Here is a 20,036-nt window from a genome sequence, read left to right as displayed (position 1 = left end):
CGCATCTAGTCACGCGGGGGTAGCAAATGCGAGAGCTGCCAGTCATCCATCCGTTTATCCAGGTGCATATGCACCTGAGCAGGCGTATCCAGCAGCATGACTTCCGACAGCAACTGCTGGGCATCCCTGAAAGGAACACGGCGAATCGCCGCGCGCACTTTGGGCAGACTGGGGGCATTCATGGACAGGCTGGTGAAGCCCATCGCCATTAGCAGTAATGCCCCCGACGGGTCACCGGCCAGCTCACCGCACAACGAAATAGGCTTTTTGAGTCGTTGTGCATCCTGGGACAGCTCCTGCAGCGCACCAAGCAGCGCTGGGTGCAGTGCATCATAGAGGCTAGAAACGCGCGGGTTGTTACGGTCTACCGCAAGAAGGTACTGAGTCAGGTCGTTACTGCCCACCGAGAAGAAATCCACCCGCTTGGCCAAGGCATCCATTTGATAGATAGTGGCCGGCACCTCGATCATTACCCCCACCTTGGGACGCTCTACGTCGATACCCTCCTCGCCTAGCTCCAGGATCGCACGGTCCAGCAATCGCAGTGCTTCGTCCACTTCTTCGACGTTGGTAATCATCGGGAAAAGTACGTAGAGGTTATCGAGTTCCTTGGACGCTTTCAGCATCGCCCGCAGCTGAACCATCAAGACTTCAGGGTGGTCCAGGGTCACTCGCATGCCGCGCCAGCCCAGGAAGGGGTTGGCTTCTTCGATCGGGAAATACGGCAGGTCTTTGTCGCCGCCGATATCCAGCGTACGCATGACCACCGGTAGCGGCGAAAAGCTTTCCAACTGATCGCGGTAGAGTCGTGTCTGTTCTTTCTCGCCTGGGAAACGCTCAGTAATCATGAACGGCACTTCGGTACGATAAAGCCCCACGCCACTAATACGGCTTTTGAGCAAGGCAGCGGCATCGACAGCAAGCCCTGTATTCACCATCAGCGGCATATCATGACCATCCGGCGTCTCGCTGGGCAGATCCTGTTCGTGCGACAACAGTTCACTGAGGGCTTCTTCTTCGGCAATCAGGCTTTCATAGCGGGCTTTCAACTCAGGGGCAGGCCTGACGAATAACCGCCCCCGGTGGCCGTCGAGCACGACTGGCGCTCCCGACAGGCGCGGAAGCGGCAGATCCACCATGCCAAGCACCGTGGGTATGCCCATTGCGCGGGCAACAATCGCTACGTGAGACGTACTCGAACCGCGCACCGACACCAGCCCTTTCAACTTGTCGCGGGGCACCTCACCGAGCATCGCAACACTGATTTCATCGCCGACCAGTATGGCGTTATCGGGATAGGTCTCCGGCGTTGAGGGGGAATCCTCCTGCAAGTGGGCCAGCACGCGGCGCCCCAGGTCGCGAATATCCGCCGCCCGCTCGCGCAGATAATTATCATCCACGCGCTCAAGGTATTGCACATGACGTCGAACCACGTCGGCCAGGGCACCAGGTGCCCACTGCCCTTCACGAATACGTTTTTCAACTTCCTCTGAAAGCGCTGCTTCACCCAGCATTTGTTGATAAACGTCGAACAGCGCCAACTCCTGGGTCGAAATACGATTGACCAATCGTTCAGCCGCCGCACGGATTTCAGCGCGCGTTTTGCCAATGGCCTCCTTGAGCCGCGCGACTTCGAAGTCCTCATCACTGGGGACCAGATCAGGCACGCTGTTGAGATCCGATGGCGGAGTGATCACCACGGCCTCACCCATCGCCATACCCGGCGACGCAGCCACGCCCTTGAACATGGTCTGCCCACTGGGCAGCGCACGGCGGTTTAAATTGCCTGTCGCCAACGCGTGCGCCAACACACCCGCGAGCTGAGCCGCCATGGTCACCAGGAAGGCTTCGTCTTCGTCGTCGTACTGGCGCTGCTCGGCTTGCTGCACGACCAGCACACCCAGCATGAGACGTTGATGGATGATGGGAACACCCAGAAAGCTCGAATAACGCTCCTCGCCGGTCGCCTCAAAATAGCGAAAGTGGGGATGAGATTGAGCATCTTCGAGGTTAAGCGGCTCGCTGCGTTTGGCGACGAGCCCCACCAGACCCTCGCCTAGTGGAAGCACCACCTGCCCGACGGCCTGAGTGCGCAGACCGATAGTTTCCATGAGCACAAGGGATTCAAGCTCTTTATCGTAAAGGTAAAAAGAGCACACATCGGTTTGCATCGCTTTGCGAATGCGCCGCACCATGGTGGCCAATGCAGCATCCAGGTTGCGCGCGCCATTCACTTCCTGAATAACGCGGCGCAGAACCTCAAGCATGGACGTTTTACTTTTCACTGTTATTTGCCTCGCTGAGGAATTTCTTGGCCGTCAACCTCCACCCTATCGCAGGGCGGCAGTTTACTCATCAATTAATGCCAATCGTTGAACGCGGGGCGACAGCTCGCGGAGCGCACGGCGATACACTTCACGCTTGAACGGCACAACCTGACCAAGAGGGTACCAGTAGCTAACCCATCGCCACCCATCAAATTCGGGCTTGGGTGTCGCCGTCATGCAGATACGACTGTCCTCGCAGCGGATCTGGAGTAAAAACCACTTCTGCTTCTGGCCAATACAAACTGGCCGCGAATGTGTGCGAATCATGCGTCGTGGCAGACGGTAGCGCAGCCAGCCCCGGGTGCAGGCGACAATATCAACGTCATTGGCCGTCAGGCCAATTTCTTCGTGAAGCTCACGGAAAAGAGCTTCTTGCGGCGTCTCGCTTGATTTGATGCCTCCCTGGGGGAACTGCCACGCATTCTGTCCTACACGACGCGCCCATAGCAGCTGCCCCTGGCGGTTGGCGATAATAATGCCAACATTGGGGCGAAAGCCGTCAGCGTCGATCACGGACATCACCTTATAAATTTTCAGTTGTGACCATTTTTCCACAAGGACAACAAGCGTATCAATACAATATAGCGCCAAGTTACCAACGCAGCGCGGCGCGTCGGTGTCAAAGCATCGGCGACTCTGCGATAATCCGGCGCTTCACGTCTGGCTGCAAACGACCATCATCAAGCATAAGGGGAGCGCCGTGAGTCTGGCCATTTTCGACTTGGATAATACCTTGCTATCAATCGATAGCGATCATGCCTGGGGGGAGTTCCTGCTTGAGCAGGGGGCGGTAGATCCCGTTGCCTACCGGGAAGCCAATGACCGGTTTATGGCCGATTACCAAGCGGGCACGCTCGACATGGCCGACTTTCTGGCTGTCGCGCTAAAGCCGCTTGCCGACAACACGCCAGAGCAGCTTGCCGCTTGGCATCAGCAGTTCATGGCCAGCAAAGTCGAGCCACATATCCTGCCGAAAGCTGAGGAATTGCTGGCCCGCCATCGCACCATGGGCGATACGCTACTGATTATTACCGCTACCAATCGCTTCATTACCGGGCCGATTGCCGAGCGCCTGGGCATTGAGCACCTGATTGCTGTTGAACCCGAATGCATCGATGGCCACTACACCGGCCGTGTTCAGGGTGTACCCAGCTACCGTGAAGGCAAGGTCATCCGCCTGGAACAATGGCTGGAAGAACAGCAAATGACCATGGACGACGCATGGTTCTACAGCGATTCCCACAATGACCTGCCGCTACTGGAGAAAGTCGAAAACCCGGTGGCCGTCGACCCTGACGATACCCTGCGCCAGATCGCCGAAGAGCGCCAATGGCGGATCATGAGTTTACGGGACTGATAACCAGCTGGAAGCTTGAAAAGCGCCGCTTTGTGCCTGAAAGAGAGCCAGGATAGCTCAAGATATCAACCAAAAAAGCCCCACAGGTCACAGCCTGCGGGGCTCTCTTACATCTTATTGCTTACTTCTAATTTCTTGCTTTTCTCCGCTCAGCCGAGCAGGTGCTCGACGGCCGCACGTTCTTCGCGCAGTTCTGTCTCGGTAGCCTTCATCTTCTCTTGGCTGAACTCGTCAATCTCGAAGCCTTGAACGATTTCATACTTGCCACCCTGGCAACGTACCGGGTAGGAGTAGATGATGCCTTCGTCGATGCCGTAGCTGCCGTCAGACGGAATCGCCATGCTGACGATGCCCTTGGAACCCAGCGCCCAATCGTGCATATGGTCGATGGCAGAAGAAGCAGCAGAGGCAGCAGAAGAGGCGCCACGTGCTTTGATGATCGCCGCACCGCGTTGCTGCACGGTGGGGATAAAGTCGTTTTCGTACCAGTCGCGCTCAACCAAATCGAACGCTGCCTTGCCGTCGACTTTGCACTGAGCCAGATCCGGGTACTGAGTCGCGCTGTGGTTGCCCCAGATGATCAAGTCTTCAACGTCAGTGACGTGCTTGCCGGTTTTCTGTGCCAGTTGCGTCAGGGCGCGGTTATGATCCAGACGCGTCATGGCCGTAAACTGACCCGCATCCAGGTCCGGCGCGTTGCAGGAAGCAATCAGCGCGTTGGTGTTGGCCGGATTACCGACAACCAGTACTTTCACGTCGCGGCTGGCGTGGTCGTTAAGCGCCTTGCCTTGAACAGAGAAGATCGCTGCGTTGGCTTCCAGCAGGTCCTTACGTTCCATGCCAGGGCCACGCGGACGTGCACCCACCAACAGGGCGAAGTCAGCGTCTTTGAACGCGACATTCGGGTCGTCGGTGGCGACGACATCCTGAACGAGCGGGAAGGCGCAGTCGTTGACTTCCATCACCACGCCCGTCAGTGCATCCATTGCCGGGGGAATTTCCAGCAGCTGGAGAATGACAGGCTGATCCGGCCCCAGCATGTCGCCGGCGGCGATGCGGAAAATAAGAGAGTAGCTAATCTGACCGGCACCGCCGGTAATCGCAATACGTACTGGATCTTTCATCATTGCTCCTTGATGGGTTCGCCTAGGGATGGTTCTCGCCTGAGGGTGGGTCGACAGAACTCAAGACGCAAAGATGGTATGCCCAGTTAGGCAAAAACTCAATCAGACATGCGACTAGTACCCATTTGGCATGCTTGCTATCGACACAGCCGTTTGCGACTCGCCGAACAGGTTCAGTTGCGCTATGGTGTCAACGTTCAACAGTTGCTTTTCTCGTGTTGCCAAGGACATGGACGCCCCATGCGAAGAATCCCGTTCTCCTACGCACTCGCCAGCCTGCTCGTGCTGGCGCTGGTGATATGGCTCGCCTTGGGTAACTTCCAGGGCTTTCAAAGCACCCCCCCGGATGCCCCTGATCGCCAGACTGAAGGCCCGAGGGTCGAGGTAGTTGAGCAACAAAGCATCGTCTTTATCCCGCAGCAGGTTACCCAAGGCCAATTGACAGCTGAGCGCGAAACCACACTGCGTGCCAATATAGCGGGCTTTGTGGCCGAGAAGCCGGTGACCCAGGGTAGCCGCGTTGAGTCGGGCGATACACTGTTAGTACTGGATAACGACGCATTGCCCGAGCAACTGCAACAGGCCCGGGACGAGCTGGCCGTCGCCGAGGCGGAATATGCTGGTGCCCGCAACCTGCGTGAGCGGGAACTGATCTCCCAGCCCGAACTATTACGCCTTCAGAGCGCGCTTAGCGCCAGCGCCGCCTCGGTGGCCCAGTTGCAGAAGCAGTTGGATGACAGCCGTCCCACCGCGCCTTTTGACGGCGTGCTTAACCGTGTACAGGTAGAGCTAGGTGATTTACTCCAGCCCGGCGAAGAGTGGGGCCAACTGGTTGATGATCGCCGCTTGAAAGGCGTTGCCTGGGTGTCACAGCAACAGGTGGGCGATTTGAGCGTGGGCCTGCCGGTCACCGCTCGACTGCTGAACGGCGACCACCTGGAGGGCGAGCTGACCTTTATCAGCCACCGTGCAGAAGAAGCCACACGCACTTTCTATGTCGAAGCCACGCTTGATAACCCAGCCGGTAAACGCCTTGCAGGCGGCAGCGCCGAGCTGACTATCACCCTGCCGCCTCGCCAGGTGCATACCCTATCCCCTGCGCTGCTCAGCCTGAAAAGCGAAGGGCAACTGGCGGTCAAGCACCTGGATGACAACAACCAGGTGCAGCAGACCGCCGTGGAACTGGTCAGTGCCGATACCCAGCGCGCCTACGTGACCGGCCTGCCCGACCCGCTACGCTTGGTGACATTGGGCGCAGGTATGGTGGACGTTGGCGAAACGGTCACCCCGGTAATAATGGAAGAAGCCACGATTTCACAACCGTTAACTGGCCAGGATAGCGTTCATGCGCCAGTTGATTGATGCCGCGCTAGCCCACAGCCGTACAACACTACTGCTGTTAGTCAGTTTGCTACTGGCAGGTATGACGGCCTGGCAGGTGATCCCCAAGGAAGCCAACCCCGACGTCACCATTCCGATGATCTACGTCTCGCTGTCGCTGGAGGGCGTTAGCCCCGAGGACGGCGAGCGGCTGCTGATTCGCCCCATGGAGCAGGAACTGCGCGGTATTGAGGGGCTGCGTAAATTTACAGCCCAATCCAGCGAGGGGCATGGCTCGATCACGCTGGAATTCGACCCTGGCTTTGACCCTGACACTGCGCTGACAGATGTCCGCGACCGAGTGGATATTGCCCGTAGCGAACTACCTGACGAGGCCGATGAGCCTCGGGTCATGGAGGTCAATGTATCGGAGTTCCCGGTATTGACCATTGGTCTTTCTGGGCAGCTGGACACCCGCGAACGCATGACCGTTGCCCGCCGCCTACAGGAAGAGATCGAAGGCATTGCCGATGTGCTGGAAGTCGATATTGCCGGTGAGCGGGAAGACCTGCTGGAAATCGTCGTCGATCCACTGGTGCTGGAGAGCTACGGGGTTGATTTTGATACGCTATTCAATCAGGTATCGCGCAATAATCGCCTGGTGGCAGCGGGCAGCCTGGATACCGGCGCGGGGCGCCTGGCGTTAAAAGTCCCCGGTATCATCGAGTCTCTTGACGATGTCATGAATATGCCGGTCAAGGTCGATGAGGACCGAGTGGTCACCTTTGGCGATGTGGCCTGGATCAACCCGACCTACAAAGACCCCGAAGGCTTTGCCCGAATTGACGGCCAGCCGGCGGTCGTACTGGAAATTTCCAAACGTGCCGGGGCCAATATTATCGCTACCATTGACGCTGTGCGTGAAAGGTTAGCCCAAGCCGATGACCTGCTCCCCGACCAGTTGCGCTTCACCACCATTCTGGATGAGTCGACCACCGTTGAGAATATGCTCTCAGAGCTCTTGAACAACGTGCTCACCGCCGTGGTGCTGGTACTGATTGTGGTGGTAGCAGCAATGGGGTGGCGTATGGCCTTGCTGGTCGGGCTTACCATACCCGGCGCTTTTTTGACCGGCATCCTGCTGGTTTGGGCATGCGGCTTTACGCTCAATATCGTGGTGCTGTTCGCGCTGATTCTGGTAGCCGGCATGCTGGTGGATGGGGCGATCGTTGTCAGCGAGCTTGCCGACCGCCACCTGCGCGATGGCCAAGCCCCTCACCAGGCATGGCTTAACGCCGCTTCGCGGATGAGCTGGCCGGTCATTGCCTCCACAGCCACCACGCTCGCGGTGTTTATTCCCCTGCTGTTCTGGCCCGGCGTGGTCGGCCAGTTCATGAAGTACCTGCCCGCCACGGTGATCTTGTGCCTTTTAGCGTCGCTGGCCATGGCGCTGGTATTCTTGCCGGCGCTAGGCCGTTTGTTTACACGTACCGCGGCAGCGTCGAATAGTGCGCCCCCTGAAGAGGCGACGACGTCCTTTGGTCGCGGCTATCGTCACCTGCTGGCCAGGCTGCTCAAGCATCCTGCTTGGGTGCTGTTGATCGCCCTGTTGTTAATGGCGCTGCTGTATACCGGCTATGCGCGCTTCAACCACGGCGTCGACTTCTTTCCCAATGTGGAGCCGGACAGCGCCCAGGTGCTGGTGCGTGCCCGGGGGGATTTCTCTGCACAGGAGACCGACGCCATCGTGCAGCGGGTAGAAGCCAAGCTATCCGGCATGAGCGAAGTACGTGCGCTTTATGCGCGCTCCTTCGCAGTGCCCAACGAGCAGATGGGCAATGACGTCATCGGCATGCTGCAGTTCCAGTTTATCGACTGGCATGAGCGCCGCCCTGCCCAGGCCATTCTGGACGATATGGCCAAGCGCGCCGGGGATATCCCCGGCATTACGCTGGAGTTTCAGGAACAGGAAATGGGCCCAGGCGGCGGCAAACCCATTGTGCTCGAAGTGAGCGCCACGAATCCTGATGTTGCCGATGCCGGCGTTGACCAACTGACCCAGTTAATGCGCGAGCTGGGCGGCTTTACCGATATTCAGGATAACCGCAGCCTGCCCGGTGTGGAGTGGCGGGTGAACGTGGATCGGGAAGCTGCGGCGCGTATGGGCACCGACGTGACAACCATTGGGAGCGCGGTGCAGTTGCTCACCACCGGCCTTCAGGTAGCAAGCTATCGTCCGCCCGAGGTGAACGATGAAGTGGATATCCGCGTACGGCTACCGCAAAACTGGCGCTCGCTGAATCAGCTTGAGCGCTTGACCATCAATACTCAGCGGGGGCAGGTACCCATCTCGCATTTCGTGACCCTGGAACCGGCCCCTAAAGTCGGCACACTGAACCGCATTGATGGCCGCCGGGCAATCACCATCGATGCCGACCTTGCCCCTGGCTATCTGGCTGACGAGCGTCTGAACGCCCTGTTAGAAGCCGGCAACGATAGTCTACCCGACGGTTTGATGGTGAATGTGGCCGGTGAGCAGGAGGATCAGCAGGAATCAATGCAGTTCCTGGCCAGCGCTTTCCTGATTGCTATCGGTTTGATGGCGCTGATTCTGGTGACCCAGTTCAATAGCTTTTATCAGGCGGGCCTGGTGCTTTCGGCCATTATGTTCTCCACCGCGGGTGTGTTGATGGGCTTGCTGATTACCGGCCAGGCTTTCGGCATTGTCATGGTGGGAATGGGGGTGATTGCCCTGGCGGGCATCGTGGTCAATAACAATATCGTTTTGATCGACACCTACAACGAACTGCGCGACCAAGACATGACGCCCGTCGAAGCTGCCCTGGAAGCAGGCTGCTTGCGCCTTCGCCCGGTGCTGTTAACGGCGATCACCACAGTACTCGGACTCATGCCGATGGTCCTCGGGATCAATGTGGACTTATTCACACCGGCGCTCGGCTTTAACGCCCCTTCCGCCCAATGGTGGACGCAGATGTCCAGCGCCATAGCCGGTGGGCTCACCTTTGCCACCGCTCTCACCTTGCTGCTGACGCCCTGCATGTTAGTGATTGGGGGGAGATGGCGCTGACACCCAGCAATCAAGCTCGGCGCCTTGATGGTTCCTGATCGCGCAATGAATTGCACTCCTACAAACCCAATACGGGCACATAGCCCCGTAGGAGCCCGACTTGTCGGGCGATCAGGCTCTAAAAGCGTTCATCTTCGGCGGCACGATCGCTGCTGATCGCGCAATGAATTGCGCTCCTACAAACCCAATACGGGCACATAGCCCCGTAGGAGCCCGACTTGTCGGGCGATCAGGCTCTAAAAGCGTTAAACGACGGCGGCACGATCAATGATCATCAGGCGGGGGCATTGGAGGTTTCAGGGCTGTGGGCGGCGTGCAGACGGGCAATCAGCTGGTCTTCCAGGGCAAAGCGTTCGGTCAACCCGCGCGCCAGGCGGTCAATCCATGCTGGCAGACGGGCGATGTTCTGCTCGCAACTGGAGGTGCAAGAAAAGTCGGTGTCAAACGACAACACCATTTCCGTCGACATATCCAACCGCTCAAGCAGTTTGTCTGCGATATCAAGCGCACTCTCATCGTTGAAAGCGCGCGCTTCTTCAGCCAACTGCGGGTAAATTTCGAAATGCCCCGCGCTGATGTAATCCATCAGCAATTCACTGAAATGATCAATGCGTGCCTTGCTGACACTTTCGAGTTCTGTGTCACAGGCCTCTTTCAGCTCGATAAAGCTGATCAGTAAATCGCGGCGCTGCTGCAGCCATCGATCAATCAGACTGTGCACGCCACCCCAGCGCTCCTGGGCATTTTTACAATCTTCGAGCATGGGGCTCTCCTTGCTTGTCGCCGCCGTTAACAAGGCTAGACTCGCTTTTCCACTCTGCGCTGTCAATCCTCATCAGGATGGTTTCCCTCATACCATGATTAAGCCTACTGACTGAAGAGCATGGCACGCTGGCGTGCCAGTACAATCATACGCAACGGTATGAGCAACAGCACCGCAAAACCGATCAGTGTCCACGCCGGCAGCGATAGCCCCAATAAGCTAAAGTCGATATCGGCGCACTCGCCAGAGCCTGTCAGGACCATGGCGACCACCTCCTGCATAGGCAGAACATCGATCATGTAATCCAGGCCTGGACCGCAGGTAGGCACTTCATCAGCGGGCAGAGACTGAAGCCAGACATGGCGACCGGCAATGAAAGCCCCTGTCCCAGCGGTCAGCAAGCCGAAAACGCCGTAGACCACCTTGCCACCACGGCTCGCCGGATTGTGTATCGCGGCTATCAGCAACACCAAACCGGTTGCGATCACCGCAACGCGCTGAAAAACGCATAGCGGGCAGGGCTCAAAGCCACCGATATGCTCAAGCCCCAACGCCACCGCCATCATGACAATACAAAAAACGACGCCCAACAGCGCCGCTGAACGTATGGACGGCGTCTTCATCATTTCTTCTCCGCTGTCAGTGAAGATAGCGCGCGAGATTCCCGTGCATGGGCAAAATAGTCACGTAAAAAGTCATCGAAGCTCACTTTGTCATCGACTTCAATATCGTGCTGTTGCTGATGGGAGGTATCAATCAGCTGGGCCAAGAGCGCCTCGCGTGAGCGCAGCATGGGCTTGGCTTTTAACTCAGCAGCCTGGGCTTGGGCAAGACTTAATAACGTATCACTGAGTGACCCATTACCGGCTTGCAATTGCGCAAGCAACTGCGCCGACGGCGTCAACGAAGGATCCTTGAGGCGCGGCGCCAACGCCTCTAATGACTTCGCATGCGGTGTGCCCTCCTCAACCGCATCCAGCAGTCGCGCCACCTCTGCCATCTCGGCGAATATCTGCTCACCCCATGCGGCCACTGTGGTCGATTCACCATCACGCACCAGCGTCAATGCCGGGTCGCGCCCTCTTTCCACCACAAAACGGCGATTGTCATCGAGCCTGTCGCACTCTTCGTCCGAAATCCATGGGCTCTCGCTCAGCAGACACCAGATCAAGAAGGTATCGACAAAGCGCATTTGTGTTTCGTCAATGCCCAGTGGATCAAAGGGATTTAGATCCAGACAGCGTACTTCGATGTACTCGACACCACGGGCTTCAAGCGCCTGGCTGGGCGTTTCATTATGCTTGGCGACCCGCTTGGGGCGAATATCGCTGTAGTACTCGTTTTCGATCTGCAGAATATTGGCATTGAGCTGTTGCCACTCGTCGCCCACCTTTACGCCCATTTCTTGATAGTCCGGCCAGGGCGAGGAAATCGCGTGCCGCAGGGTATTGACGTAATTGGAAAGCGAGTTGAAGCAGATTGTCAACTGCGACTGCACCTTGTTCTGGTAACCCAGGTCCGACATGCGCAGCGTGGTCGCGTAAGGGGCATAGTAGGTATCGTCGCTCAGTGGTTTAAGCTTGTCTGGCACCTTGCCGTCGGGCAGGAAGCTCTTGTCCACGGCAGGCGAAGCGCCGAATAGATACAACAGCAGCCAGCTATGGCGTCGGAAATGCCGGATCATGCTGAAATAGCGGGTTGAGCGATAATCGTTGAAGGGCACATTGGTCGCCTGTTCCTGCTCACGCAGCGCCTGCCACATATCGTCGGGCAGCGACATGTTGTAATGCACCCCGGCGATAGCCTGCATGATCCGCCCATAGCGAACGTCAAGACCTTTGCGATATACGTGTTTCATGGTACCGACATTTGAGTGGCCGTAATCGGCGATCGGTACACTGTCATTACCCGACAGACGCGATGGCATACTGCCTGGCCATATCCACTCATCCGACAGATGCTGATAGGTGAAGGTATGCAGGTCAGAAAGGAACGCCAATGCTTCGCCTGGCTCTGAATACACCGGCGTGATGTACTCGATCAACGACTCCGAATAGTCGGTGGTGATATGCGGATGGGTCAGTTTCGAGCCCAATGCATAAGGGTGCGACGTTTGCGCAATATGCCCCTGCGCATCGACCCGCAGCCCTTCTTTTTCGAGTCCGCGGCGAAGACGACCGAGGCGACCCAACCGGGCGCTGGGTAGCAAGCGGTCAATCGTGGCCGTTAGTGAAGATGGCACAGTGAGTGGTTCAGGCAAGGTGAACACTCCTTGTCAGTAAGCCCGCGCACGCGCGGGCCTTGGTGGAATCAGGTGGCATTGCCAGCGTCTACCCATCGAGAATAAACAGCAGGATATGGCGGCAGCCGTTCAACTTTCAAGACGCGCGACTATTTGTCCTGTTTGGCTTTAAGCAATGCAGCGCCCAGCGCGCCCACCGCTGCGGGCGTTTCGTTAGCCTTTTTTGCCTGCCGCTGGCTGCGCGATGGCTTGCGCGGCTCACTGTCCGCGGAGGGGCGAGCCCCACTTGGTTCGCGTTCCGGCTCATCTTCCAAACGCATGGAAAGGCCTACCCGCTTGCGCGGAATATCCACGCTCATGACCTTGACCGTGACAATATCGCCCGCCTTGACCACGCTGCGGGGATCGTCGATAAAGCGGTGAGAGAGCGCCGAGATATGGACCAGTCCGTCCTGATGAACGCCGATATCCACAAAGGCACCGAAATGGGTCACGTTAGTGACCGTGCCTTCCAGCACCATTCCCTGCGTCAGGTCATTGAGGGTTTCGACGCCTTCACGGAACTCGGCAGCCTTGAATTCAGGCCTTGGGTCGCGGCCAGGTTTATCCAGCTCAGCCAGGATGTCGCTTACCGTGGGCACGCCAAAGCGTTCGTCGGCAAAATCGGCAGGGTTTAATGATTTGAGCGTGGCGCTATCGCCAATCAAACCTCTGACATCCCGGCCGCTTTGCTTCGCCATGCGTTCCACCACGGGATAGGCTTCTGGGTGAACCGCACTGGCATCCAGCGGGTTGTCGGCTTTACTGATGCGCAAGAAGCCAGCGCATTGCTCAAACGTCTTGGGGCCAAGACGGCTGACCTCGAGAAGCGATTGGCGGCTTTTGAAGGCCCCCTGAGCATTGCGCTGGGCAACCACATTCTCGGCGATGGCGGCGCTCAACCCAGCCACCCGGGACAGCAGCGCACTCGATGCGGTATTCAAATCCACGCCCACCGCGTTGACACAGTCTTCAATGACCGCCTCAAGGCTACGGGACAACTGAATTTGCGAGACATCGTGCTGGTACTGCCCAACCCCAATCGACTTGGGCTCGATCTTGACCAGCTCGGCCAGCGGGTCCTGCAAACGGCGGGCGATCGACACTGCGCCGCGCACTGTCACGTCCAGGTCCGGGAGCTCTCTGGAAGCGTATTCCGACGCGGAGTAAACCGAGGCCCCAGCCTCGCTGACCATGACCTTGCTGAGCCGATGGTCAGGCGCAAGCGCCTTGAGCAACTCCCCTGCCAGCTTGTCGGTTTCACGGCTGGCGGTGCCGTTACCCACGGCAATCAATTGAACGCCGTGCTGCTTGACCAGCTTCGCGAGCACGCCAAGCGCATCATCCCAGCGTTTCTGCGGTGCATGGGGGTAAATCGTTGCCTGGTCGACAAACTGACCGGTGGCATCGACGACAGCCACTTTGCAGCCGGTTCTCAGGCCCGGGTCAATCGCCAGGGTGACTTTCGGCCCCGCCGGTGCGGCCAACAACAGGTCCTTGAGGTTGGCCGCAAAGACGTCAATCGCGGTTTGTTCCGCCGTCTCGCGCAGGCGACCCAACAGTTCGGTTTCCAGCGCCGTGTAGAGTTTGACGCGCCACGTCCAGCGCACAACTTCCACCAACCATTTATCGGCGGCACGGCCCTGGTCGGTGATGCCCACGTGTTTGGCAATCGCCACCTGGGCAGGGTGAATAGGCGCTTCGTCTTCGCCCGGCAGACGAATGGCAAGGCTCAACACGCCCTCGTTACGACCACGGAACATGGCAAGCGCACGGTGCGATGGCACCTTGGCAAGTTTTTCGTCATGCTCGAAATAATCGGCGAACTTGGCACCCTCCTGCTGCTTACCGTCCAGCACGCGGGCGCTTAATTCTCCTTCCTGCCAGAGCCGCTCGCGAAGCTGGCCGATCAGATCGGGGTCTTCGGCAAAGCGCTCCATCAGAATCTGCTTGGCCCCATCGAGTGCTGCCTTGGCGTCTTCAATTGCCGGAATATCGCCCTCTGCAGGCCGCAGATAGCGGTCCGCCTCGCTTTCAGGATCAAGCGATGGATCGCCAAGCAACGCATCCGCCAGCGGTTCCAAGCCTGCCTCACGGGCGATTTGCGCCTTGGTGCGGCGCTTTTTCTTGAAGGGCAGGTATAAATCTTCCAGACGCTGCTTGGTCTGCGCAGTATCAATCGCTGCTTTTAACGTCGCGTCCAGCTTACCTTGTTCCTCAATGGCGGCCAGAATCGCAGTGCGACGTTCTTCCAGTTCCCGCAGATAGCGTAAGCGTTCATCCAACTGGCGTAATTGACTGTCGTCCAGCGCGCCGGTGACTTCCTTGCGATAGCGGGCGATAAACGGCACGGTAGCGCCACCATCAATAAGCTCTACCGTGGCCGTCACTTGTTCGGGGCGAACGCTCAGCTCGTCAGCCAAGCGGGCAATAATTCGCTGATTAACATCCATAAATGACAACTAACTCATGCGGCACTTTTTAGTGCCCACAAGGTATCACAATCCCGCTCTGACTGGCATGAATTGAGACATCAGCTACGCCATCCCCGATCATCCCAGAACGGGCGACGGGATTCGCGCAGAACAGCCTCACGACTCATACCGATATCTTTCAACATGTCGTCACTTAAGTAACGCAATGTATTGCGCTCGTGACGTAGCTGTCGCCAGCGATATAGCCTTTCCCGCCAGGTTACCCTGCAAGGCTTGCCTTCGATCTGCTGGTGCTGTTCGATCTGCTGAGATTCGTCGTTCTGATGGCGCTGTCCGGCTTGGTGGCATGATAGCGAGCATTCCATTTCAATCTCTCCTCTCTGGTTAGATCACCCATACGCTCAGCAGGGCGATTTAAGTGTTGAAAGAAGTATTGAACGGTGCCTACAATCAATCCAACGAATAGTGCTTATAAACAACATCAAGAAGATTGATGCCAATGGCTACACTACCCACCATCGACCACGAGCTGCTGCGCACCTTTGTTGCCATTGTGGATCAAGGCGGCTTTACCCGCGCCGCAGCGGCCGTCAACCGCACGCAATCGGCCGTGAGCATGCAAATTAAACGGCTGGAGGAAGACGTGATTCAGCGCCCGCTGTTTGTGCGCCAGAACCGCCAGCTAGTGCTGACCAGCGAGGGCAACACCCTGCTCGGCTATGCGCGGAAAATTTTATCGCTGCAGGGCGAGGCGCTGACGCTGCTCCGCCAGCCCGATATGGTAGGCCGCGTCAGGCTGGGCGTGCCCGATGACTATGTGATGCGCTTTCTGCCCGGCATTCTCAGGACGTTCTCCCAGGCATGGCCGTTAGTGGATGTGGATGTGCACTGCGCGCCATCTTCAGTCCTTTCCCAGCAGCCGCAAGGGAGCCTGGACCTGATCATCATGACCCGGGAAATAGGCGACGAGATTGGCACAATACTCAGACGAGAGCCTACCGTATGGGTCGCCGCCGAAAGTCATAGCACCCATTTACAGACACCGGTACCGCTTGCCCTGTTTGAGGCGCCCTGCTTTTGTCGTCGCCATGCCTGCAATGCACTCGACCGTTCAGGCCGGGCTTATCGCGTGGCTTATAGCAGCCCAAGCTTGGCGACGCTGCAGGCGGTTGTGGGGGCAGGGTTGGCGGTCTCTGCCTGGATGCGCAGCCTGGTGACCGCCGAGATGCAGATATTGGGTAAAGAGGAAGGCTTTCCCGAATTGCCGGAAGCCTCCATCGTGTTGCTGCACACCTCATCCACCCAATCACCGATTATCGATAGCTTGGCCGAGCATATTGGGGAAGGCTTCAGGCTATAGCAGCCTGTCGGGCTTGGCCGATCGTCGCGAGAAACACGGATTTTGAGCCAAATTTATCGATCGATTGAGGCGAATAGCGCGCTATTTAACGAAATCGATCGAATAAAGTTGACCAAAATACCGGGATTCGCAGTAGATCAGTGTTAAGTCCGACAGGCTGCTAGGGCCTACCGTCGTCATGCGGCCACAAACCGTAACGCTACGCCGTTATTGCACCAGCGTAGTCCAGTAGGGTCGGGGCCATCTTCAAACACGTGACCTTGGTGACCACCACAGCGGGCGCAGTGGTATTCAGTGCGTGGCCATACCATTTTGAAATCGAGTTCCGAAAGCAAATGGCCTTCAACATGCTCGAAGAAGCTCGGCCAGCCGGTACCGGAGTCGAATTTCATGGCGCTGGTAAAAAGCAATAGATCACAGCCCGCACAGCGGTACTCACCCTCGCGCCATTCATCGTCCAGCGGGCTTGAAAAGGCGGGTTCAGTGCCATGATCACGCAGTACGTCAAAAGCTTTGTCGGAAAGCCGTTCACGCCACTCCGCTTCGCTGAGTTCAAGTGGTTCGATATCCGGCGCCGCTTCCAGATCGAGCCTTGGAAAACCAAACGATACACCGGGAAGTGCCCCGGCCAGTCCCGTGAAACCGGCAAGGCCTAAAAAGTGACGACGTTTCATGAGTCTGCTCCTGTAGCGATCAAAGACCGGCGAACCCAAAAGGGGTAACGCCGTGGCGCTACCCCTTCAGACACTTTAGTGGTGCTTGCGTTCTAAACCTTACAGGCTGGGCCTCAAGATCAAGTCAACTGCGGACCTGCATTCACAATCGCTTGGTTAACGCCTTCAAATTTCTTGAAGTTATCGACAAACTTGGTGACCAACTCTTGCAGGTGACGGTTATAAGCCGTGCCATCTTCCCAGGTATCGCGTGGATCAAGCAGACTTGAGTCCACGCCGGGTACCGCCACGGGCACATCCAAATTCAGTCCATCAATATGCTTGGTTTGCACATCGCGCAGCACACCGGATTGAATAGCGCTGATAATGGCGCGAGTGGTTGGAATGGAAAAGCGTGCACCGCCCTCACCAAAGGCACCGCCCGTCCAGCCTGTGTTCACCAGGTAAACCTGGGCATCCTGCTTGTCGACACGTTTGATCAGCAAGTCGGCGTATTCGCGCGCCGGGCGCGGGAAAAACGGGGCGCCGAAACAGGTAGAGAACGTCGCCGCCAGCCCTTCAGAAGAGCCCATTTCCGTCGACCCCACCTTGGCGGTATAACCGGACAGAAAGTGATACGCCGCCGCTTCCTTGGAAAGTACCGACACCGGCGGCAGCACGCCGGACATGTCACAGGTCAAGAACACAATGGCGTTGGGTTCCCCTGCGAGGTTTTCCGACACGCGCTTTTCAATGTGTTCCAGCGGGTAAGCGGCACGCGAATTCTGGGTCAGGCTATCGTCGACGTAATCCGGCTCACGACGGTCATCCAGCACAACGTTTTCCAACACGGTGCCAAACTTGATGGCGCTCCAGATCACCGGCTCGTTCTTTTCTGACAGGTCGATACACTTGGCGTAGCAGCCACCTTCCATGTTGAACACGACACCGTCGCCCCAGGCGTGCTCGTCGTCACCGATCAGGTAACGGGCCGGATCAGCTGAAAGCGTGGTTTTGCCGGTACCGGAAAGGCCGAAGAACAGGCAGGTTTCGCCATCCTCACCCACGTTGGCGGAACAATGCATGGGCAGCACATCGGCGTCCGGCAGCAGGAAGTTTTGCACCGAGAACATGGCCTTCTTCATTTCACCGGCGTAGCGCATACCGGCAATAAGCACCTTTTTCTCGGTGAAGTTAATGATCACACACCCTTCAGAGGAAGTACCGTCGCGGCTGGGGTCACAGGCAAAATCCGCGGCGTTGAGAATCGTCCACTCATCTTTGACGGCAGGATTAAACACCTGAGGCCGCACAAACATGGTACGCCCGAACAGGTTTTGCCAGGCAGTTTCCGTTTGGACCCGCACCGGCAGGTAGTGAACGTCGTCGCTGCCTACGTGCAACTCGGAAACGAAATGCTCGCGCGTGCCCAGATAATCTTCAACCCGCGACCAAAGCGCCGAGAACTTGTCCGCATCAAAAGGCCGATTGACGCTGCCCCAGTCAATGCTGTCACGAGTAGAGGGTTCATCAACAATAAAGCGGTCTTTCGGCGAACGGCCGGTACGAATACCCGTGTTCACTACCAGAGCACCGTTTGCCGACAGGCGGCCTTCGCCACGCGCCACGGCGCGCTCGATCAATTCGGCACTACAGAGGTTAACGTGGGCTTGATGAGCGGCTTGAGTCGTGGTCATGTCGATTCCTGGATTTTCTCGATTACCGGGCGCCACCGACGCCTTAAAGTTCATCCCGGCACGTGGCTGGGCGCTTAAGTCCGGCGCATTATGGCAAAAAGAAAGCCCCCGGAAAACGGGGGCTTGAACCAAATATATTGTAGTTAAACTACAACATTGCCACCATATTTTGTGTTGCGGCGCAGTATTTTTTCAAACACTCGTTTGCCCGATTCGCCCAAGTGACTGGTATGACTAGCGCCCATCAATAGCGTTTGAAACATGGCCATTGACCGGCATGACTACAAAATCAATGGATAGTGGGTGACGGCGCATCAGGGTTATCCAATAAACTTTCAATATCCGCTGCCGTGTAGTGATATTTCGTGTGGCAAAAGTGGCACTGGGTATTGATTTCACCCTGTTCGCGCAAGATATCCCGCAGCTCGACACCGCCCAGCGTCAGCAATCCGCTACTCATACGCTCGCGAGAGCAGGTACAGCCAAAGCGCAGCGCTTTCGGCTCAAAGACGCGCACGGTCTCCTCATGATAGAGCCGATACAGCACTTCACGCTGCTCAAGACCCAGCAGCTCTTCGGATTTGATGGTATCGGCCAGATGAACGCTGCGTTCCCAGGCGTCCACGTCCTGATTCTGCGAGGCGTCCGGCAGGCGCTGCAGCAGCAAGCCCCCTGCCCGCTCACCGTCTGCGGCCAACCATAGCCGTGTGGGCAACTGCTCCGACTGGCTAAAATAGGCCTCCAGACAGCCACTCAGGGTATCGTGGTCAAGCGCAACTACCCCCTGATAGCGATTGCCCCCACGGGGGTCGAGGGTAATCACGATCTGCCCGTCACCGACCAGATCACGAAAGCTGGCGTGTTCACTGGGCAAAGCGCCACCGTCGGCAATACGGGCAATTGCCCGCAACTCGCCACCCGGGTTGGATTCCGCCATTAACAACGACAGCTCCCCCTGACCACGAACCTCTATGCTAAGAGTGCCGTCCAGCTTCACGGTATCAGTCAGCAGCGCAACGGCGGCCAATAATTCGCCCAGCAACTGGTTGACCGCAGGTGGGTAGGCATGACGGTCAAGCACTTCATGGTAGGCGTTGGATAGCGTCACGATCTCGCCGCGCACATTGGTTTGGTCAAACAGGAAACGTTGGATTTGATCAGACATAAGGAAACCGTTGGGGAAAATAAAAAGGAACCAGCGAGCGGGGAGCTCACCCCCCTTGCTCGCGTTGAAAACGCTGGATATCGCGACGCTGTTTTTTGTCAGGACGCTTGATCGGATGTTGCATGACTTCGTTGTTTAATCGCCGTGCCTCGGCCTCACGGGTACGGTGCTCAACGCTTTCCTGGGTTTCGGCGTACAGTTTGCGGGCTTCGGGAGCGCCCTTCCGCTGATCTGACAGCGCGGTCACTTCCACCTCGTACACGTCCCAGCCCTGGGGCACCTTGATCAGTGCACCCAACTCGACGTTTTTGCTGGTTTTGGCGCGTAAGCGTTCATTCCAGGACGTCCTGCCACCCCGCTGAAAATCGCCCTACAGTAACCTCATATTTTCCAACACGAGGTTACCCCCATGAAAAAGCACCGTACGCCGGAACAGTGGCAGGCCCTGGTTGATCAGCAGCACGCC

At 57.4% G+C, this 20,036-nt stretch carries 15 protein-coding genes and 1 pseudogene; 4 read left to right on the top strand and 12 right to left on the bottom strand.

Features of this window, described 5'->3' with window-relative positions; all coding sequences use genetic code 11:
* Positions 1-5: 5 nt before the first annotated feature.
* Together ptsP and B7L15_RS17725 are read right to left on the bottom strand one after the other, a co-directional pair.
* Positions 6-2,267 carry a phosphoenolpyruvate--protein phosphotransferase gene (gene ptsP / locus B7L15_RS17730; protein WP_085920236.1) on the bottom strand — a complete coding sequence of 754 codons (2,262 nt, stop codon included), beginning with the start codon at positions 2,265-2,267 and terminating at the stop codon, positions 6-8.
* Between the two features lie 81 nt (positions 2,268-2,348).
* The gene (locus B7L15_RS17725) at positions 2,349-2,840 is read right to left on the bottom strand and encodes an RNA pyrophosphohydrolase (RefSeq protein ID WP_085920235.1); all 492 of its coding nucleotides are present in this window, start codon (positions 2,838-2,840) and stop codon (positions 2,349-2,351) included.
* Positions 2,841-3,027: 187 nt separating this feature from the next.
* On the opposite strand from B7L15_RS17725, the gene B7L15_RS17720 reads away from it, so the two are divergent.
* On the top strand, positions 3,028-3,684 hold the full coding sequence (locus B7L15_RS17720; protein ID WP_085920234.1) for an HAD family hydrolase: 657 nt from the start codon (positions 3,028-3,030) through the stop codon (positions 3,682-3,684).
* 149 nt (positions 3,685-3,833) lie between these two features.
* On the opposite strand, the gene B7L15_RS17715 is transcribed toward B7L15_RS17720, so the two are convergent.
* On the bottom strand, positions 3,834-4,808 hold the full coding sequence (locus B7L15_RS17715; RefSeq protein WP_085920233.1) for a malate dehydrogenase: 975 nt from the start codon (positions 4,806-4,808) through the stop codon (positions 3,834-3,836).
* A gap of 240 nt (positions 4,809-5,048) precedes the next feature.
* Between B7L15_RS17715 and B7L15_RS17710 the strand changes: the two genes are divergently transcribed.
* Entirely contained in the window at positions 5,049-6,170 is a 1,122-nt protein-coding gene (locus B7L15_RS17710; RefSeq protein ID WP_085920232.1) for an efflux RND transporter periplasmic adaptor subunit, read from the top strand.
* Entirely contained in the window at positions 6,154-9,216 is a 3,063-nt protein-coding gene (locus B7L15_RS17705; protein WP_085920231.1) for an efflux RND transporter permease subunit, read from the top strand. The genes B7L15_RS17710 and B7L15_RS17705 overlap by 17 nt, the downstream gene beginning before the upstream one ends.
* A 274-nt stretch (positions 9,217-9,490) precedes the next feature.
* On the opposite strand, the gene rsd is transcribed toward B7L15_RS17705, so the two are convergent.
* The 5 genes from rsd to B7L15_RS17680 all read right to left on the bottom strand — a co-directional run bounded on the left by rsd (position 9,491) and on the right by B7L15_RS17680 (position 15,060).
* Positions 9,491-9,979 (bottom strand): sigma D regulator, encoded by a 489-nt coding sequence (rsd, locus tag B7L15_RS17700; protein ID WP_085920230.1) that lies wholly within the window; start codon positions 9,977-9,979, stop codon positions 9,491-9,493.
* A gap of 104 nt (positions 9,980-10,083) precedes the next feature.
* Entirely contained in the window at positions 10,084-10,602 is a 519-nt protein-coding gene (locus tag B7L15_RS17695; RefSeq protein ID WP_085920253.1) for a disulfide bond formation protein B, read from the bottom strand.
* Positions 10,602-12,239 carry a glutamate--cysteine ligase gene (gshA, locus tag B7L15_RS17690; protein ID WP_085920229.1) on the bottom strand — a complete coding sequence of 546 codons (1,638 nt, stop codon included), beginning with the start codon at positions 12,237-12,239 and terminating at the stop codon, positions 10,602-10,604. The genes B7L15_RS17695 and gshA overlap by 1 nt, the downstream gene beginning before the upstream one ends.
* A 131-nt stretch (positions 12,240-12,370) precedes the next feature.
* Positions 12,371-14,713, bottom strand: coding sequence for a Tex family protein (locus B7L15_RS17685; RefSeq protein WP_085920228.1), 2,343 nt, complete (start codon positions 14,711-14,713; stop codon positions 12,371-12,373).
* An 80-nt stretch (positions 14,714-14,793) separates the two neighbouring features.
* Complete coding sequence (locus B7L15_RS17680; RefSeq protein WP_085920227.1) at positions 14,794-15,060, bottom strand: DUF1127 domain-containing protein; 267 nt, start codon at positions 15,058-15,060, stop codon at positions 14,794-14,796.
* A 134-nt stretch (positions 15,061-15,194) separates the two neighbouring features.
* On the opposite strand from B7L15_RS17680, the gene B7L15_RS17675 reads away from it, so the two are divergent.
* Entirely contained in the window at positions 15,195-16,055 is an 861-nt protein-coding gene (locus tag B7L15_RS17675; protein WP_085920252.1) for a LysR substrate-binding domain-containing protein, read from the top strand.
* Between the two features lie 176 nt (positions 16,056-16,231).
* Here the strand turns inward: B7L15_RS17675 and msrB are convergent, their stop codons facing one another.
* From msrB to B7L15_RS17655, 4 genes and pseudogenes are all read right to left on the bottom strand, one after another.
* Complete coding sequence (msrB, locus tag B7L15_RS17670) at positions 16,232-16,729, bottom strand: peptide-methionine (R)-S-oxide reductase MsrB (RefSeq protein ID WP_085920226.1); 498 nt, start codon at positions 16,727-16,729, stop codon at positions 16,232-16,234.
* Between the two features lie 119 nt (positions 16,730-16,848).
* On the bottom strand, positions 16,849-18,405 hold the full coding sequence (locus B7L15_RS17665) for a phosphoenolpyruvate carboxykinase (protein WP_085920225.1): 1,557 nt from the start codon (positions 18,403-18,405) through the stop codon (positions 16,849-16,851).
* A gap of 289 nt (positions 18,406-18,694) precedes the next feature.
* The gene (gene hslO / locus B7L15_RS17660; RefSeq protein WP_085920224.1) at positions 18,695-19,570 is read right to left on the bottom strand and encodes an Hsp33 family molecular chaperone HslO; all 876 of its coding nucleotides are present in this window, start codon (positions 19,568-19,570) and stop codon (positions 18,695-18,697) included.
* Positions 19,571-19,616: 46 nt separating this feature from the next.
* A pseudogene (locus B7L15_RS17655) lies at positions 19,617-19,895 on the bottom strand (RNA-binding protein); the annotation flags it as partial.
* Between the last annotated feature and the right edge of the window lie 141 nt (positions 19,896-20,036).

The organism is Halomonas sp. CSM-2, from assembly GCF_002119345.1.
Lineage (GTDB): Bacteria > Pseudomonadota > Gammaproteobacteria > Pseudomonadales > Halomonadaceae > Vreelandella > Vreelandella janggokensis.
The sequence above is the reverse complement of the archived record's forward strand: the minus strand, read 5'-3'. Positions and strand labels throughout refer to the sequence as shown.